This window comes from Micromonospora sp. NPDC005324 (genome assembly GCF_040607155.1).
Taxonomy (GTDB): Bacteria; Actinomycetota; Actinomycetes; order Mycobacteriales; family Micromonosporaceae; genus Micromonospora; species Micromonospora trifolii.
Genome location: NZ_JBEXGE010000021.1, coordinates 1 through 19,480, shown reverse-complemented (window position 1 = coordinate 19,480; position 19,480 = coordinate 1). Strand labels below are relative to the sequence as shown.

Genomic DNA, 19,480 nt, shown 5'->3' with positions numbered 1-19,480 from the left:
CGAGGGAGGATCAGCGGTGCGCATCAGGAGATTCAGGTCAAGGTTCCTCGCGATGGCCGTGGCGACAGTGGTCGCCGTGGTTGGGGGTGTGCTCACCGGCGGTACGGCGAACGCCGCCGAACCCTCCCAGTTCACCGTCGTAGGGGGCGCGATCCGCACGGCAACCGGAACACCGGTGCCCACGTCCGGCACGCACGCCTCGCTCTGGGGCAACTCCAGCTACGCCACGACCAGCATCAGCGGCTCCGGGCGGGTGCTGATCGGAGCCATCGGTGACAACTGCCAGGGCTGGCCGACCGTCCGGGTGACGGTCGACGGGGTCAACGTCGGTCAGACCACAATCGTCAGCGCGACCAGCTACGGCACCTACCCGGTCGGCGCAGCGGTCGGCGGCGGGCAGCACACCGTGCAAATCCAGCTCGTCAACGACTTCCGGGCCGACCCCTGCGACCGCAACGTCCACATCGCGTACGCGCGGATGGAGACCGCGAGCGCCACCGACACGAAGTTCAGCTTCGCGGTGATGCCGGACACCCAGCAGGAGGTGCTCAACACCAACGACTCCCGGTTCCTCAACCGCACCAACTGGCTTGTGCAGAACCGGTCCGCGCTGGACCTGCGCTTCGTGACCTCCTCGGGTGACGTGGTCAACTGGGACACCCCGGACCATTCGCAGTACGTCATCGCCCGCAACGCGATGCGGCCGGTAGAGAACGCCGCGATTCCGTACGCGCTGGCCCTCGGCAACCACGACACCCAGGCCACCGGCGTGGGCGGCTCGGCCCGCGACCCCGAGCACACCCGGGAACTCGTCCGCGACACAAGCGTCTTCAACAGCTTCTTCACCGTCAGCCAGTACCGCGCGGTCAAGGGACAGTTCGAGGCCGGCAAGGTCGACAACTCGTACTCGACCTTCGAGGCCGGGGGCGTGCAGTGGATGGTGCTGACAGTGGAGCTGTGGCCCCGGGTCGAGGCCGTGAACTGGGCAAAGAACGTCGTGGCGGCCAACCCCCGGCACAACGTCATCGTCGTCACCCACGACTACATCGACGGCAGCGGCAACATCGAGCAGAGCGCGTCCTACGGCGCGACCAGCCCGCAGTATCTCTTCGACAACCTGATCAAGCAGTACGCCAACATCCGGTTCGTCTTCTCCGGCCACGTGGGCATCGCCGCCAACCGGGTCGACACCGGGGTCAACGGCAACAAGATCTACTCGTTCCTCCAGACGTTCCACTCCAACACCACCAATCCGGTACGCCTGGTCGAGATCGACACCGCCGCCAACTCGCTGCGGACCTGGATTTATGCCCCGTACACCAACCAGTCGTTCACCGAGTACGACAGGTCGTTTACTGGCATTGGCGTGGTCCGCTAAGGCGTAGCCCAAAGGGTCAGGGTTCGAGTCCACACACCCCCCGCAGGGCCGCTGACCTGCTCAGGTCAGCGGCCCTGCCAGACACGGGATCGCCAAGCCACACAAGACCGGCGGCGTTCCGCCATCGGTAAGTCCGGCGACATCGGTGGCCATCCCGCCAGGATGGCCCGTATGGCAGAGGTTGAGGTTGTCGTCGCCCACAGCCAGCGCGCGACGCTGCGTGTCGGCGACGTGTTCCTGAAGGTCGACGGCGACCCGGCGCACGCCGACGTCGAGGTGTGGGCGATGGAGTCGGCGCCGATACCAACTCCGGCGATCCTCTGGCGCAAGCCGCCAGTGCTCGCGATCGCCGCCGTGCCCGGCAGGGCGCTCGGTCTCCTCGGCGAACCGTCGGCCGCGTCGCCGGCGGCCTGGGCTGCGGCGGGTGCCGCCGTACGGACGCTGCACGATGCGCCGTTGCCGCCCTGGCCGGGCCCTGGGCTCGACGACGTGGCGGCGGAACTCGACAGCGAGTGCGCGTGGCTGCTCGCCAACGCTGTTCTGCCCGCCGAGGTGGTCCGACGCAACCGTGAGATTGCCGAGGCCGCGCTCAGGCCGTGGAAGTCGGTGTTCGTCCACGGCGACTTGCAGATCACCCACGTGTTCGTCGAAGGCGACGAGGTCAGCGGCGTCATCGACTGGTCCGAGGCCGCCCCCGGCGACGCCATGTTCGATCTCGCCATCCTGACGCTCGGGCACGAGGAGCGCCTGGACGACCTGCTTGCGGGTTACGGTGCCGGCGCGGACCGGGACGTAATCCGCGCCTGGTGGTCACTGCGCAGTCTGGTGGCATCGCGCTGGCTCATCGAGCACGGCTTCGATCCGGACGCGCCGGGGTGCGAATTCGACGTGCTCAGGGCACGAATGCGGGAACCCCTGGGGCGCAGTGGCGTCAGATCGCTCACCGTCTGACACTCGATGAATGGTCAAGCCGTGTGGGTGCTGTCAGGTCGCCTGTGACCCGGACGCGCCCACAATGATCGGCGAACTCGCCCTCAGCCTCGGGCTGGCGTGAACGTTGGGTGTCCGGGCGGTTTGATGCCGCGACCTTGCGAAGCCGGTCATCGCCGACGTAGCTCGGCCAGGAGGGCGTCGACCCGGGCCCGGATGTCGTCGCGGATCTGGCGGACGACGGCGATGGGCTGTCCGGCCGGGTCGGTGAGCGCCCAGTCCTCGTAGCGCTTGCCGGGGAAGACGGGGCAGGTGTCGCCGCAGCCCATGGTGACGATGACGTCGCTGGCTTCGGCGGTGTCCCAGCTGAGGCGTACCGGGGTCTGGCCGGTGATGTCGATGCCGACTTCCTGCATGGTTTCGACGGCGACGGGGTTGAGTTGGTCGGCGGGTTCGCTGCCGGCGGAGCGGACCTCGACGGTGTCGCCAGCGAGGTGTCGAAGCCAGCCGGCGGCCATCTGGGAGCGCCCGGCGTTGTGGACGCAGACGAACAGAACGGAGGGCCTGTCGCTCATAGCGTGTCGGATTCCTGTGCTAGTCGGGGCAGGAGAACGGCATCAGCGGCGTGCTCGGCGCCGGGGTACCAGGCGGCCAGCGCGGCGACGGCGAGCAGCCCGCCGACGAGTTGGGCGATCACGAAGCCGGGCACCGAAGTGGGTGCGATGCCGGCGAAGGTGTCGGTGATGGCGCGGCCGACGGTGACGGCGGGATTGGCGAACGAGGTGGACGAGGTGAACCAGTAGGCCGCACCGATGTAGGCACCGACGGCGGCCGGTGCAGCCGAGGTCCGTCCGGTACGGGCAAGGGCGAAGACCAGCACGACAAGACCGCCGGTGGCGACGACCTCGGCGAGCCACAGGTTCTCGCCGGTGCGGTGGGTCTGTGACCAGCTTGCCGCCGGCAGGTCGAACATGAGGTTCGCCAGCACGCATCCCGCGATCGCGCCGGCTGTCTGTGCGGCGGTGTAGGCGGCGAGGTCTGAGCCGGTCAGGCCGGTTCCGGTGCGTCGGCCGAGCCACCAGTCGACGGCGGACACGACGGGGTTGAAGTGCGCGCCGGAGACCGGCCCGAACGTCAGGATGAGCGCACCCAGCGCGAGCGCGGTGGCGATCGCGTTTTCCAGCAGCTGAAGCCCGACGTCGCTGGGCGACATCCGAGCCGCGGCGATGCCGGACCCGACCACGGCGGTGACAAGCAGTGCCGTGCCGGCCAGCTCGGCCGAGGCTCGACGGGCGAGGCTAAGCCTCATCGCGAGTCGACCGCCGCGGCCGTGGGAGGCAGGTCGAGTAGCGTGCCGAGCTGACGGAACGCCTCGGGCCTGACCCGGTACCAGACCCACGTGCCGCGACGCTCGGAGTCGACCAGGCCGGCTTCCCGCAGCACCTTGAGGTGGTGGGAGATGGTCGGCCCGGACAGGTCGAACGCCGGTGTCAGGTCACACACGCACATCTCCGGCACCGAGGCGATCATCGACATCAGCCGTAGTCGGACCGGGTCGCCGAGGGCCTTGAACATCGGCGCGACCACGCCGCCTGCTCAGTGTCCATCGGACGGACCGCCAGTGGAGCGCAGCAGACCACCGCCCGAGGATCGACAGTTGGCAGCTCTTGTTTCGACATTTCTCTACCTTGACAGATGTCGAAACAGCCTGCAACAGTGGGGCTGCTTCGATATCCATCTAGACAGCGATGGAAGTCCCCCAGCAGGAGGTATCCCATGTCCCGCGTCCAACTCGCCCTGCGCGTGTCCGACCTCGAAGGTTCGGTGGCCTTCTACTCGAACCTCTTCGGCGTCGAGCCGGCCAAGCGTCGTCCCGGATACGCCAACTTCGCCGTGCAGAACCCGCCGCTGAAGCTCGTCCTCATCGAGGGTGCGGCCGACCAACCCACCGTGCTGGACCACCTGGGCGTGGAGGTGTTCTCCACCGACGACGTCAACGCCGCCACCAGGCGTCTCGCCGAGTCCGGTTTGATCACGCTGGAGGAGACCGACACCGAGTGCTGCTACGCGCTCCAGGACAAGGTCTGGGTGCGCGGCCCCGGCGACGAGCCCTGGGAGGTCTACACCTTCAAGGCCGATGCCGACTCCCTGGCCAAGGCGAGCGCCGAGGAGTGTCGCTGTGGCGAACCGCCTGCCACGGAGGTGCGGGAGGCCTCGGCCGCCAGCGGGGCTGGGTCGCGCTGCTGCTCAGCGTCCGCGCCGGGGAGGTAGGACTTCCCCTAGTGCCGGTAACGCGAGCCTTGCTCGATCAGGCCCGAGTGATGAGTTGTCGGGTCCGCGCCCGTCATACCTAGGACAGGACATGACGAGGCGGAAGGATGACGTGATGAGTGCGGACACGCGGCTGGAGGAGCTGAGCGTGAGCGGTCTAAGCGAGGTCGACGAGCCGGCGTTCTCGGGGCTGGCGCAGCGGCACCGGCGGGAACTGCACGTGCACTGCTACCGGATGCTCGGGTCGTTCGAGGACGCCGAGGACACCGTGCAGGAGACGTTCCTGCGTGCCTGGCGGCGGCGGGAGACGTTCGAGGGGCGGTCGACGTTCCGGGCCTGGCTGTACCGGATCGCCACCAACGCCTGCCTGGACCTGCTCGCCAAGCGCCGCCCGGAGCCGGCCACCGGCGGCGAGGTGCTGTGGTTGCAGCCCTACCCGGACCGGCTGCTCGACGAGCTGCCCGCCGGCGACGCGGACGAGCCGGAGACCGTCGCCGTCGCGCGGGAGACGATCGAGCTGGCGTACCTGGTCGCGGTCCAGCACCTCGCGCCGCGTCCCCGGGCGGTGTTGATCCTGCGGGACGTGCTCGGCTGGCCCGCGAAGGACGTCGCGGAGCTGCTCGGAGACTCGGTCAACTCGGTCAACAGTGCCCTGCAGCGCGCTCGCGCCGGCATGCGGGAGCACCTGCCCGCCGAGCGGCAGGACTGGACCGGTGGCGAGGAGGACGCCGGGACGCGCGAGCTGGTGCGCCGCTTCACCGACGCCAGCGTGGCCACGAACGTCGACGCGCTCGCCGCCATGCTGCGGGACGACGTCCGCTGCTCGATGCCGCCCACGCCGGGCCTTCACGTCGGCCGCGAGGCGGTGGTGAACAACTGGGTCGAGGATGGCTTCGATGGCATGACGGGCCTGCGCGGGGTCCCCACCTCGGTGAACCGGCAGCCCGCCGTCGCCTTCTACCACTGGCGCAAGCAGGAGGGCGCGTATCTGCCGCTGACGATCGACGTCCTGCGGATCACCGGCGGCGCGATCACCGAGATCATCATCTTCCACGACGACCAGTTCCCGCGGCTCGGGCTGCCGGAGCGCCTTCCGGCGGACGGCACGGAGTAGTCCCGGTGCGGACGCTCACGCTGCGCGGTGGCGCGCGTGCCGAGGTGGTCACGGCGGAGTGGCACGACGCGTTCGGCGTGGTCACCGGTGGGCGGGTGCAGCTTGAGCTGCGCGACGGCGAGCCCGGGCCGGTCCTCGGACCCGACGCCGGGTTCTGGCTGCGCGGCACCGGCGTCCGAGCGCTGCGCAACCCCGGCCGTCGTACGGCGAGAGTGCGTGTCTTCACGCCCGGTGCCGTCGCGCGCCATTCGACACATCCTTTACGGCAGCCTCCAGATGAGGGAGACGACATGATCAGCATGAAGGACAGCGAGATCGTCGCCGGTCCGGCCTCGGGCCGACCCAGCTACACCCACCGATTCCGCGGGCTCGCCGGCACCGGCTTGATTGCCACGCTCGCGGCGATGGTGACCACCACCCTCGCTGCCGCGCTGGCCCGGGCCGCTGGCGTCGACTTCGAGATCCCCGATGGCGGCGAGACGATTCCGGTGTCCGGGATCGCAGTGGTGACCGGCTTCTTCTCGGTCGTGGGCGTCGTCATCGCCGTGGCTCTGCTCCGGTGGAGTGCTCGGCCCGCCGACCGGTTCGTGTGGACGGCAGTGGCGCTGACCGCGCTCTCGCTGGTCCCGCCCCTCATCTCCGGGGCCAACTCGGCCACCATCACCGCCCTGCTCGGGCTGCACCTCGTCGCCGCGGCGGTGATGATCCCCGCCCTGGCACGAAGCCTCCGCACCCGGACGGACTGACGACAGCTCGCGCCACCGAACCGCGCAGGGGCCGGCCCATCGGGCCGGCCCCTGCCTCATGCGCCGCTCGTCGGGCCGCCAACCGCGTTCCGGTCGGGTAGGCCGGTCTGCTCCCACAGCGACTTCATCTCGTCGAAGGCCTGCTCCATCAGCTGCACCATGGCCTGCCGGGCACGCTCACCGTCGCGCCGCTGGATCGCCTGCGCGACGTCGGCGTGCATCTGGAGGGCCTGCTCATGCGGGTGGTGCGGCATGAGGTGGTGCTTGTGCCGGCCGGTGAGCACCTCAGCGACCAACTCCTGGAGCCGGACGAACATCTCGTTTCCGGAGGCGAGCAGGACGCGCCGATGAAACTCGATGTCGAGGTGCAGGAACCGCTCCTCGTCGCCGGCCTCGCCGGCGGCCCACATCTTCGCCGCCAGCCCGACGAGGTCGCTCGCCTCGTCACGACCGATCCGGCTGGCGGCCAGGTAGGCCGCGTGCGGCTCGACGGCGGTGCGCAGCTCGGTGATCGAGCGGAGCTGGGCCATCCGGCCGGCCGAGGCGAGACGCCAGCGGATCACCTGCGGGTCGAAGACGTTCCAGGCGCTCGCCGGCCGGATCATCACACCCACCCGTCGGCGCGCCTCGATGAATCCGATCGAGGCCAGCACCCGCAGCACCTCGCGGACGACCGAGCGGGACACGGCGTACCTGTCGACCAGCTCGTCAATGTTGAGGACCGATCCGGGCGCCAGCTCTCCGCCGCAGATGGCGGTGCCGAGGTGTTCGAGGACGCGCGCGTGCAGCCCGGACTCGGCGGGGAGGGCCGGTGCGGCGGCAACCTCTGTTGAGGACGGTTCCACTCAAAGATCATATCATTTGCATCTACCTCTTGAGGTAATCAGCTTTTTCGGCCTAGCATCCCGATGTTAAGCGGATGTAACACCGAGGTAGCGGCTCTCTCGGGGGCGGCGGCCACGACAGAAGGAGAGACAAGCGTGCGACGTCGATCGATAATCGGCACTTCTCTGGCTGTGGTCGCCGCCATGAGCCTGACCGCCTGCGGCGGCGACGGCGGCGGCGAGGGCTCGAAGACAGTTCGCGTGACACTGGTCAACCACGTGTGGACCGAGAACATCAAGAAGGCCCTGCCGGAGTTCGAGAAGCAGTCCGGCCTCACAGTCGAAGTCACCCAGCTCGGTGAGGACCAGCTCTCCGACCAGTACAACGTCAAGTTGAACGCCGGGTCGGACGACCTCGACGTGATGATGTACCGGCCCCTGCAGGAGGGGAAGCTGTTCGGCAAGAACAAGTACCTGGCCGACCTGAGCGAGAAGGTCAAGTCCGACAGCGCCTTCGAGTTCGGTGACTTCCAGGCCGGGCCGGTGCAGGCGACGACCTATGAGGACAATGTCGTCGGGCTGCCGATCATCACCGAGCAGGAGGTCCTCTACTACCGCAAGGACCTGCTGACGAAATCCGGGTTCACCACACCGCCCAAGACCCTCGACGAACTCAAGGCGCAGGCCGCGAAGATCGAGGCCGACAACCCGGGCGTCGCCGGCTTCGTCGCTCGTACCGGCAAGGCCGCCGCCGTGACGCAGTTCTCCAGCTTCCTCTTCAGCTTCGGCGGCGACTTCGTGGACGCCAGCGGAAAGGCCACTGTCAACACCGAGCAGGCCAAGCAGGCGTACGCCTACTACGGCGGGCTGCTCAGGGACCACGGCCCGGAGAACATCAGCACCGACATGAGCTGGTCCGAGGCGATGGCGATCTTCACGCAGGGCAAGGCCGCCTTCTACACCGAGGCCAACTCGCTCTACAAGAACGCCACCGACCCGACCAAGTCCAAGGTCGTCGACTCCGTCGGCTTCGCCGCCTTCCCGGCCGGACCGGCCGGATCGAAGCCGTACAACATCCCCTCCTGGGCGCTCGGCGTGAACGACAGCTCGGAGAACAAGGACAACGCCTGGAAGTTCATCCAGTGGGCCGCCGGCAAGGAGCAGGCGCTGGCGCAGCAGACGGCAGGCGTACCCGGTGCTCGCGCCTCGGTCTGGGCGAACCCGGCGGGTACCGCCTCCTACCCGAAGGACCTTGCCGAGGCCAACACGGTCAGCACCGCCAACGGCGTGGGGCACGACCGTCCGCTGGTGGTCAAGGTGGCCCAGGCGCGGGAGATCGTCGGCCAGCCGATCGTGGACGCGATCACCGGCAAGGACGCCGCCAGCTCGGCGGACACGGCGAACGCGGCGTTCCAGAAGTTCCTCGACGACGAGGCGAAGTAACCCACGCGCCGGGCGGCGGGGCCGACCGGCTCCGCCGCCTCGCCGGGACCTGACCCCTCCAACCCGGAGATCTCAATGTCAGCCGTTCTCACCCCCCGTACCGATTCGCCCGAGGCCCCCGCGGCGTCAGTGGACACGACGTCGGCTTGGTCGCGTTGGGCCAACGAACACCGCAAGTGGCTCTTCGCGGCACCCGCCATGGCGTTCGTCGCCGTGCTGATCATCTTTCCGGTGGCGTGGACCGGGTACCTGAGCCTGACCGACGCCGAGGGTTCGGTACGCGCCGAGTCCGAGTTCATCGGCTTCCAGAACTACCTCGACGTGCTCACCGACACCGACCGGTTCTGGCCGGCGGTCTGGCGCACGGTCCTCTTCACCGGCGTCGTGCTGTTCTTCGAGGTCATCCTCGGCATGGCGATCGCCCTGCTGCTGTGGCGGCCCTTCCGCGGTGAGAAGTGGGTCCGCGTCGCGATCCTCCTGCCGCTGGTGGCCACCCCGGTGGCGGTCGGCATGATGTGGCGCCTGATCTTCGACCCCAACATCGGGATGGCGAACCAGCTGCTCGGCTGGGTCGGCATCGGCCCCCAGCCCTGGCTGGCCGGGCAGCACTCGGCCCTGCCGACGACGATGTTCATCGACATCTGGCAGTGGACCCCGATGGTCGTGCTGATCCTGCTCGCCGGGCTCACCTCCCTCTCCGACGAACCCCAGGAGGCGGCCCGGATCGACGGAGCCAGCAGCTGGCAGCGGTTCCGGCACGTGACCCTCCCGCTGCTGATGCCCACGGTGATCGTCGCCATCCTGCTGCGGGGCATCGACGCGTTGAAGACGTTCGACATCCTCTACGCCACCAAGGGGCGCGGCGGCGGGTCCTTCCACGAGGTCGAGACCCTCAACGTGTACGCGTACGGCCTCAGCTTCGACTACAACGACTACGGCGTCTCGTCGACAGTCCTCATCATCTTCTTCCTGATCATCATCGGGGTGATGTGGGCCCTCACCTATCGCAAGAAGGGGCTGGGCCGATGAAGCCGAGCAAGCCGTACCGGGTGTTCCGCGACTCGGCTCTCGTCGTCGTGGTGTTCGCGCTGATGGCGCCGCTGCTCTGGATGGTCGCCGCGTCGTTCAAGACCAACGTGGACATCTACGACACGGCCAAGGCGTTCGCCTTCTCGCCCAGCCTGAAGAACTACGAGACAGTTCTCCAGCAGGCGAACTATCTCGAGTTCATCGGCAACAGCCTCTGGGTGGCGTTCGCGGCCACCACGCTCTCGCTCCTGCTCGGGGTGCCCGCCGCGTACTCGATGAGCCGGTTCAGCATGAGGAAGTCAGCGCTCGTCGTGCTCATGGCCCGGGTGATCCCCGGCGTCTCGCTCCTGGTGCCCTGGTACTACGTCTTCTCGAACCTGAAGATGGTCGGCGGCTTCACAGTGCTGATCCTGAGTCACATGTTCGTGTCGCTGCCGCTGATCGTCTACATCATGATGGGTTACTTCGACGGCCTGCCGACCGAGTTGGAAGAGGCCGCGCTGGTCGACGGGCTGACCCACATCGGCGCGTTCCGGCGGATCACCCTGCCGCTGTCGGTGCCCGGCGTCGCGACCGCCGGCATCCTCTCCTTCATCTTCTCCTGGAACAACTTCATGTTCGCCCTGGTGCTCTCCGGCTCCGACACCAAGACGCTCCCCGTCGCGATCTTCGACTTCGTCGGCTACGCCAGCATCGACTGGGGCGGGCTGATGGCCGCCGCGACAGTGGTCACCCTGCCGATCATGCTGATCGCCCTGTTCGTGCAGAAGTACGTCGTCTCCGGCCTCACCGCCGGTGCCACGAAGGGCTGACCGGGTCATGACGACGATCGCAACTGTGGAGACCTTCCTGGTCGCACCCCGCTGGCTGTTCGTCCGGATCGAGACGGACTCCGGCATCGTCGGGTGGGGCGAGGCGACCTGCGAGGGCCGGTCCGAGACCGTGCGCACCGCCGTCCACCAGCTCAGCGAGCTGCTCATAGGCCGGGACGCGTTGCGCATCGAGGACCACTGGCAGGTGCTGACCAAGGGGTCCTTCTACCGGGGTGGCCCGATCCTGGCCAGCGCCGTGTCCGGCCTGGACCAGGCGCTCTGGGACATCGCCGGCAAGCACTACGGCGCCCCCGTGCACCAACTCCTCGGCGGGCCGGTCCGGGACCGGATCCGGGTCTACGGCTGGATCGGTGGTGACGAGCCCGCCGAGATCCGCGACCAGATCAGCGCCCGGATCGAGGCGGGCCTGACCGCTGTGAAGATGAACGCGTCCGGGCGGATGGGCACGCTCGCCTCGGTCGCCGACCTCGACGCGGTGGTGCGGCGGGTGGCCGTCGCCCGCGAGGTCCTCGGCGACGACCGCGACGTCGCTGTCGACTTCCACGGTCGGTTCACCCTCGCCAACGTCCGGCGGGTCGCCCCGCTGCTGGAGCCGTACCGGCCGTTCTTCCTCGAAGAGCCGGTGGTGCCGGAGAACTCGCACCTGATCGGTGAGGTCGTCCGCTGCACCACCACCCCCATCTCGACGGGGGAGCGGCTCTACAGCCGGCAGGAGTTCCTGCCCGTGTTGCAGGCCGGCATCGCCGTGGCCCAGCCGGACCTCGCGCACGCCGGCGGCATCACCGAGGTTCGCAAGATCGCCACGTTGGCCGAGGTGTACGACGTGCAGCTCGCCCCGCACTGCCCGCTCGGGCCGATCGCCCTCGCCGCCTGCCTCCAGGTCGGCTTCGCCACACCCAACTTCCTGATCCAGGAGCAGAGCATCGGCATCCACTACAACCAGGGTGCCGAGGTGCTCGACTACTGCCTCGACCAGACCCCGCTGACCTTCGTCGACGGGTATGTGTCCCGGTTGACCGCGCCCGGTCTCGGCATCGAGATCGACGAACACGCAGTGCGGACCGCGGACAAGCGCGGGCACGCCTGGCGCAGCCCGACCTGGCGGCACCCCGACGGCTCCTACGCGGAGTGGTGAGACCCCGACCGGCAAGAACGAAAGGCACCCCGTGAAGATCGTCGCAGCAGACATCATCGTGACCAGCCCCGACCGGAACTTCGTCACCCTCAAGATCACGACTGATGAGGGCATCACCGGTCTGGGCGACGCCACGCTCAACGGCCGCGAGCTCTCCGTCGCCTCGTACCTGCGCGACCACGTCGCCCCACTGCTGATGGGACGGGATCCGCACCGGATCGAGGACACCTGGCAGTTCCTGTACCGGTCGGCGTACTGGCGGCGCGGCCCGGTCACCATGGCGGCCATCGCGGCGGTGGACGTCGCGCTCTGGGACATAAAGGCCAAGGCCGCCGGCATGCCGCTGTACCAACTGCTGGGCGGCGCGTCGCGCACCGGCATCATGGCGTACGGGCACGCGTCGGGGCGGGACATCCCCGAGCTGTTCGACTCGATCCGTCGCCACCTCGACGAGGGCTTCCGGTCGATCCGAGTGCAGACCTCGGTGCCGGGGATCAACGCGGTCTACGGCGTCGCCGCGCAGCCCAGCTCCACCGGCCAGCGCTACGACTACGAGCCCGCGCAGCGCACCCCGCTGCCCGCTGAGGAGGACTGGGACACCCGCGCGTACCTGCGCCACCTGCCGTCGGTCTTCGAGGCGGTGCGTGGCGAGTTCGGCCCGGAGCTGCCGCTGCTGCACGACGGTCACCACCGGATGACCCCGATCCAGGCCGCCAAGCTCGGCAAGGCCCTCGAACCGTACGACCTGTTCTGGCTGGAGGACTGCACCCCGGCCGAGAACCAGGAGGCGCTGCGGCTGGTCCGCCAGCACACCACCACCCCGCTGGCCATCGGTGAGGTCTTCAACACGGTCTGGGACTACCAGACCCTGATCCGGGAGCAGCTGATCGACTACGTCCGGTCCGCGGTCACCCACACCGGCGGCATCACGTCCATGCGCAAGCTGCTCGACTTCGCCGCCCAGTACCAGATCAAGTCCGGCATCCACGGCCCCACCGACATCTCCCCGGTGGGCATGGCCGCGGCGCTGCACCTGGACCTGGCCATCCACAACTTCGGGATCCAGGAATACATGAAGCACACCCCGCTGGCCAACGAGGTGTTCCGGCAGTCGTTCACCTTCACCGACGGCTACCTGCACCCGGGTGACCAACCGGGGCTCGGGGTGGAGCTCGACGAGGAGGCGGCGGCCCGGTTCCCGTACGAGCCGGCGTACCTGCCGTTCAACCGGCTCAAGGACGGCACGGTCCATGACTGGTGAGCGGCGCGGCGCCCGGCCCACCCGGCACGTCGTGGTGATGGGCGTCTCCGGGGCCGGCAAGACCACGGTGGCGCGCGGGATCGGCGCGGCGACGGGGCTGACGTTCGCCGAGGCGGACGAGTTCCACTCCCCGCAGAACGTGGCGCGGATGCGCTCCGGCGTACCGCTGGACGACACCACCCGGTGGCCCTGGCTGCGGGACATCGCCCTGTGGATCGCCGATCGCGGCGCGGAGGGCCGCTCGACGGTGCTGGCCTGCTCGGCGTTGAAGCGGTCGTACCGGGACGTGCTCCGCCGGGGCCCGCTCCGGGTGGACTTCGTGCACCTGGACGGCCCGGTGGAGGTCATCCGAGCCCGGCTGGCCCGGCGCGAGGGGCACTACATGCCGGCCAGTCTGCTGGAGTCGCAGCTCGCCACGCTGGAACCGGCCGGGCCGGACGAGTCGGTGCTCGTACTCGATGTCTCGCTGCCCCCGGAGGCCCTGGTCGCGGCGGCCGTCACGGGTCTCGGTCTGCCCGCTTCGGTGCCGGTGGGAGCGCCGGGACCGCGCGTCCCACCCCACTCCGGGGGCATGTTAGGTTAGCCTGCCCTAATCGTAAGTGGAGTCTGTCGCCGTGCCCTCATCGATCCGAGCATGACAGTCGCCGAGACCACCGGTGGTGTGGTGCTCCGTCGCGCGCTGCGTCGACAGCGCGCCCGGGTGGCCACCGGCACCGCGCTGCTCTGCGCCCACCAGGCCACCGAAGCCCTCGTCCCGGTGGCCATCGGCGTGGTCATCGACCGTGCGGTGGCCACCGGGGACGTCCGCGCCCTGCTGCTCTCGCTGGCCGGTCTGGCCGCCCTGTTCACAGTGCTCGCCTTCGCCTACCGGGCCGGTGCGCGACTGGCGTTCGCCGCCGTCGAACACGAGGCGCACGCCACCCGGGTCGAGATCGTCCGCAGCGCCCTCGACCCGCGTGGACGCCGGTCGGGCATGCGCGACGGCGAACTGCTGTCCGTGACGGCCTCCGACGCCGAGCTGTCCGCGCTCGTCGTGCGGGTCGCGGGACTCACCGCCGCGGCGCTCACCGCCATCGTGGTCGCGGCCGTGGCGCTGCTCGTCGTCGACGTCCCCCTCGGCCTCGGGGTGCTCATCGGCGTACCCCTGCTGGTGGTCGCCCTCCAGCGGATGGCGCCGCTGCTCACGCGGCGCAGCACGTCGCAGCAGGAGGCGCTCGCCGCCACGACCGCCCTCGCCGTCGACCTCGTCTCCGGCCTGCGCGTGCTGCGCGGCATCGGCGCACAGGACCACGCTGCCCGCCGGTACGCGGGATCCAGCCGCCACGCGCTCGACGTCACCCTGCGCGCCGCCACCACCAAGGGTCTGCACCTCGGGCTCACCACCACTGTCAACGGCCTCTTCCTCGCCACGGTCGCCGGATTCGCCGGTTGGCTCGCGCTTCAGGGCCGGCTCACCATCGGTGAGCTCGTCGCCGTGGTCGGGCTGGCCCAGTTCATCGCCGAGCCGGTGCAGACGCTCGGGTACTGCGTCCAGTTGTTCGCCATGGCCCGAGCCTCCGCGGGGCGGGTCGCCCGGGTCCTCGGCGCCGCGCCAGTCGTCCAGCCCGGTGACGCCGGGCCGCCCGCCCCGAGCCCGTCCCGGCTCGCCCTCGACGGGGTCTCCTACGCGGGCCTCGACGACGTCAGCCTGCGCGTCCGCGCCGGTGAGATCCTGGGCGTGCTCGCCTACGACCCGAGCGAGGCCGAGGCGCTGGTCGCGCTGCTGGCCGGCCGGGTGCCCCGGGCGGATTACCGGGGGACGCTCCGCGTCGACGGCGTGCCCGCCGACCAGCTGCACATCGACGCCGCGCGCGCCGTGGTCCTGGTCGAGCAGCATGACGTGGCGCTGTTCGAGGGGACGCTGCGCGCCAACCTCAGCGCCGGCGCCTCCGTCGACGACGAGGTGCTGCGTGCCGCCGTGCGGGCTGCCGCCGCCGAGGACGTGCTCGCCGCGCACCCGCACGGGTTCGACCGCCTGCTCACCGAACGCGGGGCGAACCTCTCCGGTGGGCAGCGGCAACGGATCGGGCTGGCGAGGGCGCTCGTCGCCGACCCGCCGGTGCTGGTGCTGCACAACCCCACCACCGCGGTCGACGCGGTGACCGAGGGCTTGCTCGCCACGAGACTGGCCGAGGCTCGCGGGGCGGGAACCCGCGGCACGCTGCTGATCACCACCAGCCCGGCACTGCTGCGGATCACCGACCGGGTCGCGGTGATCGACCGGGGACGGGTCGTCGCCGAGGGTCCGCACGAGCGGTTGCTCGCCAGCGACGCCCGCTACCGGGAGGAAACCCTGCGATGACGTCCGAGCCGATCACCCGGCACCTGCTGCCGACGGCCACCGGCCGGCAGACCTGGGCCGCCCTCCGTGCCGAGCTGGCCCTCCTGCCGGGGCTCAGCGCCGTCGCCGGCACGTTGTTGGTCGTCGCCGCCGCGACCGGGCTGGTCGCCCCCTGGGTGCTCGGTCGCCTCGTCGACGACGTCATCGCCGGGACCGACACGCCCCGGGTGGTGGCCTGGGCCGGCGTGATCGCGGGCGCCGCCGTGCTCGCGGGACTCCTCACCGCGGCCGGAGCGGCGGTCGCCGCGCGCCTCGGCGAGACCGTGCTGGCCCGACTCCGGGAGCGGGTCCTCGACCGCGCCCTGCACCTGCCGTCGGCCACCCTGGAGCGGGCCGGGACCGGGGACCTGGTGGCCCGTGCCGGCGACGACGTGGCCGTGGTGACGAATGTGATCGCCACCAGCGGCCCGGCCTTCCTCGGCGCGCTGCTGTCCGTCGTGCTGACGGCGGCGGGGCTCTTCGCCCTCGACTGGCGGCTCGGCATCGCCGGGTTGGCCGCAGCCCCGGCGTACGCGGTGGCGCTGCGCTGGTACCTCAAGCGGTCGGTGCCGTTCTACGCCCGCGAGCGGGTGGCGACGGGTGAGCGCGCGCAGGCGACGGCCGAGGCGCTGCGGGGCGCGGCCACCGTGCGCGCCTACCGGATGGAGGACGCCCACGTCGCGCGGATCGCGGAGCGCTCCGGCGTCGCCCGCGACCTGTCGCTGGAGATCTTCGGTCTCTACACCCGCTTCGGGCTGCGCATCAACCGCTCGGAGTTCGTGGGGCTCGCCGCCGTGCTGCTCGCCGGGTTCCTGCTGGTACGCGGTGACCTGGCCACCGTCGGCGCCGCCACCACGGCCGCGCTCTACTTCCACCGCCTCTTCAACCCCATCGGCCTGCTGCTGTTCGAGTCGGACTCGGTGTTGCAGGCCGGGGCCAGCCTGGCCCGACTCGTCGGGGTCACCACCCTGCCGGACACCGCGGCCCCCGCCGGCACCGAGCCCGCCCGCCACGATCGGGGCGTACCGGCGGCACTGGAGGTGACCGTCGGGCAGCACCGCTACGACGACGGGCCGGTGGTGCTGCGGGACGTCGCCCTGCGTCTCGCCCCCGGGGAGCGCGTCGCCCTGGTCGGCGCGAGCGGCGCGGGCAAGAGCACCCTCGCCGGCATCATCGCCGGCATCATCGCGCCCACCGACGGTGCGGTGACCCTGCGCGGCGTGCCGCTGGCCCAACTCGGCGAGCACCGCCTCCGTCGGGAGATCGCCCTGATCAGCCAGGAGGTGCACGTCTTCGCCGGGCCGCTCGCCGACGACCTGCGCCTCGCCGACCCGGACGCCACCGACGCCGAGATCGCCACCGCCCTCGATCTCGTCGGCGCCACCGAGTGGGTGCGGACCCTGCCGGAGGGCCTCGCCACCGCCGTGGGGGAGGGCGGGCGGCAGCTCACCTCGGCCCAGGCCCAGCAGCTCGCGCTGGCCCGCCTCATCCTCGCCGATCCGGCCGTCGCGGTCCTCGACGAGGCCACCGCCGAGGCGGGCAGCGCGGGCGCGCGCGACCTCGACCGCGCCGCCGTGGCGGCCACCGAGGGGCGTACCACTCTGATCGTCGCCCACCGACTCAGCCAGGCGGCCACCGCGGACCGCATCGTCGTCCTCGACCAGGGGCGCGTCGCCGAGCACGGCACGCACGCCGAGCTGCTCAGGGCCGGAGGTGGGTACAGCCAGCTGTGGCGCTCGTGGAGCATGCCCGACCCCGTGGTTCCGAGAGAACGCGAGAGCGCGGACCAGCGCGTCCCGAGCTGAGCGGCCCTCGGTTCCCGTCACCCCGGACATGCGCGAGATCGGTCGAACATGGGAACGTCGGGAACTTTTCCGGACCGGCCGGCGACCACCAGAGTGCGCGGCCGACCGGCGGCGTTCCGACGACGGCATCTCGGCATGAAGGAGCGCCCGTGGCACTCAGGACGGTGGTCTGTGCGCAACGGCGTCGCTGACGACGACCAGGTGACCCGGTGGGCTCGGGAGGCGGGCCAGGGTGACCGGCAGGCCGCCACGGCGTTCATCCGGGCACTACAGGACCAGGTCTGGCGGTTCCTGTCGCACCTGGCCGGGCCAGGGGAGGCCGACGACCTGACCCAGGAGACGTTCCTACGGGCGATTCGCAACCTGCCCGGCTTCGCCGGTCGCTCGTCGGCCCGTACCTGGGTGTTCACCATCGCCCGCCGCGTCGCCGTGGACCACGTGCGAACGGCGGTGGCCCGGCCGAGGATGGCGGCGGTGCCGGACTGGCAGGCCGCAGCCGAGGCCGCCGGTGCGATCACCGCCGGTGCCGACGAGGGCGTGACCCTGCACCAGTTGATCGCCGGACTGACCCGGGAGCGCCGTGAGGCGTTCGTCGCCACCCAGGTGCTCGGCCTGTCCTACGCCGAGGCGGCGAACGTCTGCCAGTGCCCCGTCGGCACGATCCGTTCCCGGGTCGCCCGGGCGCGCGAGGATCTCGTCGCCGCCTGGCAGGCCGACACCGACCCGAGCCACGAACGACGAACCGGCTGAGGGTTGACTATTGCTAACCCGTGGATCGTCACTGGTGCTCACTAGTTATCTATAGTGAGCGGCGTGCATTTGAAGGAGTGGGCGGCGGCTACCGGTATCTCGTACGCGACCGCTCGGCGGCGTTACGAGACCGGGACACTGCCTGTTCCCGCGTATCGATTTGGTCGGCTGGTCATGGTCGGTGAACCGTTGACCGGTGCGAGCACGGGGGCCGCGCAGACCGTCGTGTACGCGCGTCGCGTCGGCCGACCAGAGGCCGGACCTGGACCGGCAGGTCGCCCGGGTCAGCGTGTGAGCGACCGGGCAGTGCCTGGCGGTGAACCGGGTGGTGGCCGAGGTCGGTTCGGCGCTCGACGGGCAGCGCAAGAAGTTCCTCGCGTTGCTGCGCGACCCGGCCGTGTCGACGATCGTGGTTGAGCACAGGGGCCGCTTCGGCGCCGACTACGTCGAGGCCGCCCTTGCCGCGCAGGGGCCGCCGTCTCCTGGTGGTCGATCCGGCCGGGGTGGACGACGATCTCGTGCGTGACGTCACCGAGATCCTGACGTCGTTGTGCGCCCGCCTGTACGGCCGCCGCGCCGCCGCGAACCGTGCCCGTCGCGCGGTTGAGGCCGTCACCGAGGTTCGGGCGTGAAGACGATCCAGGCGTACCGGTTCGCTCTTGATCTCAGCCCCGGGCAGGAACGTGACGTGCTGGCGCACGCCGGGGCGGCCCGGGTGGCCCACAACTGGGCGTTGGCCAGGGTCAAGGCGGTCATGGATCAGCGGGCCGCCGAACGCACCTACGGGCTGCCGGACGAGATGCTGACCCCGACCTTGTCGTGGACGCTGCCCGGCCTGCGTAAGGCGTGGAACGTCGCCAAGCCCGACGTCGCGCCGTGGTGGCGGGAGTGCTCGAAGGAGGCGTTCAACACCGGCCTCGACGCCCTCGCTCGCGCGTTGAAGAACTGGGCCGACTCGCGCTCAGGTAAGCGCGCCGGCCGGCCGGTCGGGTTCCCGGGGTTCAAGTCCCGCCGCCGCACCATCGCGTCCGTGCGGTTCACCACCGGGACGATCCGGATCGAGTCCGACCGCAAGCATGTGGTGCTGCCCCGGCTGGGCCAGCTGAAGCTGCACGAGTCCGCCCGCAAGCTCGCCCGCCGCCTCGACAACGGCACCGCCCGGATCATGTCCGCCTGCGTGCGACGTGACGGCGGCCGGTGGCACGTCGCTTTCTGCGTCGAAATCGAGCGCCCCGAGCGGCTACCCACCCGGCCGGGCGCGGTGCTCGGCGTTGACGTCGGCATCAGGCACCTAGCGGTCCTGTCGACCGGCGAGCTGATCGACAACCCGCGATACCTGACGGCCGCGCACCAGCGGATGCGGGCGCTCGGTCGAGCGCTGGCGCGCAAGACCGGCCCGGACCGGCGCACCGGCCGACGCGCCTCGAAGCGGTGGGAGCGAGCGGCAGCCCGGCTCGGCCGGGCGCATGCCCGGGTGGCGAACCTGCGCCGCGACGGACTGCACAAACTCACCACCCGGCTGACCCGCGAATACGGCACGGTCGTCATCGAAGACCTCAACGTCACCGGGATGCTGCGCAACCGCAAGCTTGCCCGGCACAT

The 19,480-nt window shown here is 70.3% G+C and carries 18 protein-coding genes and 2 pseudogenes; 16 read left to right on the top strand and 4 right to left on the bottom strand.

What is annotated here, in order from left to right; translation table 11 throughout:
* The first annotated feature begins 52 nt into the window (after positions 1-52).
* A complete protein-coding gene (locus ABZS40_RS21700; protein WP_354945123.1) occupies positions 53-1,378 on the top strand; it encodes a carbohydrate-binding domain-containing protein in 1,326 nt (441 codons plus the stop codon).
* A 171-nt stretch (positions 1,379-1,549) separates the two neighbouring features.
* A complete protein-coding gene (locus ABZS40_RS21695) occupies positions 1,550-2,329 on the top strand; it encodes a phosphotransferase (RefSeq protein ID WP_354945122.1) in 780 nt (259 codons plus the stop codon).
* 149 nt (positions 2,330-2,478) lie between these two features.
* Here the strand turns inward: ABZS40_RS21695 and ABZS40_RS21690 are convergent, their stop codons facing one another.
* From ABZS40_RS21690 to ABZS40_RS21680, 3 genes and pseudogenes are all read right to left on the bottom strand, one after another.
* On the bottom strand, positions 2,479-2,883 hold the full coding sequence (locus tag ABZS40_RS21690) for an arsenate reductase ArsC (RefSeq protein WP_354945121.1): 405 nt from the start codon (positions 2,881-2,883) through the stop codon (positions 2,479-2,481).
* The gene (locus tag ABZS40_RS21685) at positions 2,880-3,617 is read right to left on the bottom strand and encodes an MIP/aquaporin family protein (RefSeq protein ID WP_354945120.1); all 738 of its coding nucleotides are present in this window, start codon (positions 3,615-3,617) and stop codon (positions 2,880-2,882) included. Before ABZS40_RS21685 ends, ABZS40_RS21690 begins: the two co-directional genes overlap by 4 nt.
* Positions 3,614-3,987, bottom strand: a pseudogene (locus tag ABZS40_RS21680) (metalloregulator ArsR/SmtB family transcription factor). Before ABZS40_RS21680 ends, ABZS40_RS21685 begins: the two are co-directional and overlap by 4 nt.
* Before the next feature lie 97 nt (positions 3,988-4,084).
* Between ABZS40_RS21680 and ABZS40_RS21675 the strand changes: the two are divergent.
* From ABZS40_RS21675 to ABZS40_RS21665, 3 genes are all read left to right on the top strand, one after another.
* A complete protein-coding gene (locus ABZS40_RS21675) occupies positions 4,085-4,579 on the top strand; it encodes an ArsI/CadI family heavy metal resistance metalloenzyme (RefSeq protein ID WP_354945119.1) in 495 nt (164 codons plus the stop codon).
* A 115-nt stretch (positions 4,580-4,694) separates the two neighbouring features.
* On the top strand, positions 4,695-5,693 hold the full coding sequence (locus ABZS40_RS21670; protein ID WP_354945118.1) for an RNA polymerase subunit sigma-70: 999 nt from the start codon (positions 4,695-4,697) through the stop codon (positions 5,691-5,693).
* 5 nt (positions 5,694-5,698) lie between these two features.
* A complete protein-coding gene (locus ABZS40_RS21665) occupies positions 5,699-6,439 on the top strand; it encodes a DUF6069 family protein (RefSeq protein WP_354945117.1) in 741 nt (246 codons plus the stop codon).
* A 56-nt stretch (positions 6,440-6,495) separates the two neighbouring features.
* Here ABZS40_RS21665 and ABZS40_RS21660 read toward each other — a convergent pair whose 3' ends face one another.
* Positions 6,496-7,284 (bottom strand): FCD domain-containing protein, encoded by a 789-nt coding sequence (locus ABZS40_RS21660; RefSeq protein ID WP_354945116.1) that lies wholly within the window; start codon positions 7,282-7,284, stop codon positions 6,496-6,498.
* 183 nt (positions 7,285-7,467) lie between these two features.
* Here ABZS40_RS21660 and ABZS40_RS21655 point away from each other — a divergent pair, with 183 nt between their 5' ends.
* From ABZS40_RS21655 to tnpB, 11 genes and pseudogenes are all read left to right on the top strand, one after another.
* Positions 7,468-8,706: a sugar ABC transporter substrate-binding protein gene (locus tag ABZS40_RS21655; RefSeq protein ID WP_354945115.1), complete on the top strand. Its 1,239-nt coding sequence runs from the start codon at positions 7,468-7,470 to the stop codon at positions 8,704-8,706.
* 75 nt (positions 8,707-8,781) lie between these two features.
* A complete protein-coding gene (locus ABZS40_RS21650; protein WP_354945114.1) occupies positions 8,782-9,735 on the top strand; it encodes a sugar ABC transporter permease in 954 nt (317 codons plus the stop codon).
* Positions 9,732-10,547 carry a carbohydrate ABC transporter permease gene (locus tag ABZS40_RS21645; protein WP_354945113.1) on the top strand — a complete coding sequence of 272 codons (816 nt, stop codon included), beginning with the start codon at positions 9,732-9,734 and terminating at the stop codon, positions 10,545-10,547. Before ABZS40_RS21650 ends, ABZS40_RS21645 begins: the two co-directional genes overlap by 4 nt.
* Before the next feature lie 7 nt (positions 10,548-10,554).
* Positions 10,555-11,703: a galactonate dehydratase gene (gene dgoD / locus ABZS40_RS21640; protein ID WP_354945112.1), complete on the top strand. Its 1,149-nt coding sequence runs from the start codon at positions 10,555-10,557 to the stop codon at positions 11,701-11,703.
* 31 nt (positions 11,704-11,734) lie between these two features.
* Positions 11,735-12,964, top strand: a complete 1,230-nt coding sequence (manD, locus tag ABZS40_RS21635) for a D-mannonate dehydratase ManD (RefSeq protein ID WP_354945111.1) — start codon at positions 11,735-11,737, stop codon at positions 12,962-12,964.
* Entirely contained in the window at positions 12,954-13,547 is a 594-nt protein-coding gene (locus tag ABZS40_RS21630; RefSeq protein WP_354945110.1) for a gluconokinase, read from the top strand. Before manD ends, ABZS40_RS21630 begins: the two co-directional genes overlap by 11 nt.
* A 51-nt stretch (positions 13,548-13,598) precedes the next feature.
* Positions 13,599-15,305 carry an ABC transporter ATP-binding protein gene (locus tag ABZS40_RS21625; RefSeq protein ID WP_354945108.1) on the top strand — a complete coding sequence of 569 codons (1,707 nt, stop codon included), beginning with the start codon at positions 13,599-13,601 and terminating at the stop codon, positions 15,303-15,305.
* The gene (locus ABZS40_RS21620) at positions 15,302-17,128 is read left to right on the top strand and encodes an ABC transporter ATP-binding protein (RefSeq protein WP_354945107.1); all 1,827 of its coding nucleotides are present in this window, start codon (positions 15,302-15,304) and stop codon (positions 17,126-17,128) included. The genes ABZS40_RS21625 and ABZS40_RS21620 overlap by 4 nt, the downstream gene beginning before the upstream one ends.
* Before the next feature lie 171 nt (positions 17,129-17,299).
* On the top strand, positions 17,300-17,878 hold the full coding sequence (locus ABZS40_RS21615) for a sigma-70 family RNA polymerase sigma factor (RefSeq protein ID WP_354945106.1): 579 nt from the start codon (positions 17,300-17,302) through the stop codon (positions 17,876-17,878).
* A 63-nt stretch (positions 17,879-17,941) separates the two neighbouring features.
* Positions 17,942-18,510 (top strand): annotated as a pseudogene (locus tag ABZS40_RS21610) (IS607 family transposase).
* Positions 18,507-19,480: IS607 family element RNA-guided endonuclease TnpB (gene tnpB, locus ABZS40_RS21605; RefSeq protein WP_354945105.1), on the top strand; the 974-nt coding region annotated here is incomplete at its 3' end. The pseudogene ABZS40_RS21610 and the gene tnpB, both read left to right, overlap by 4 nt.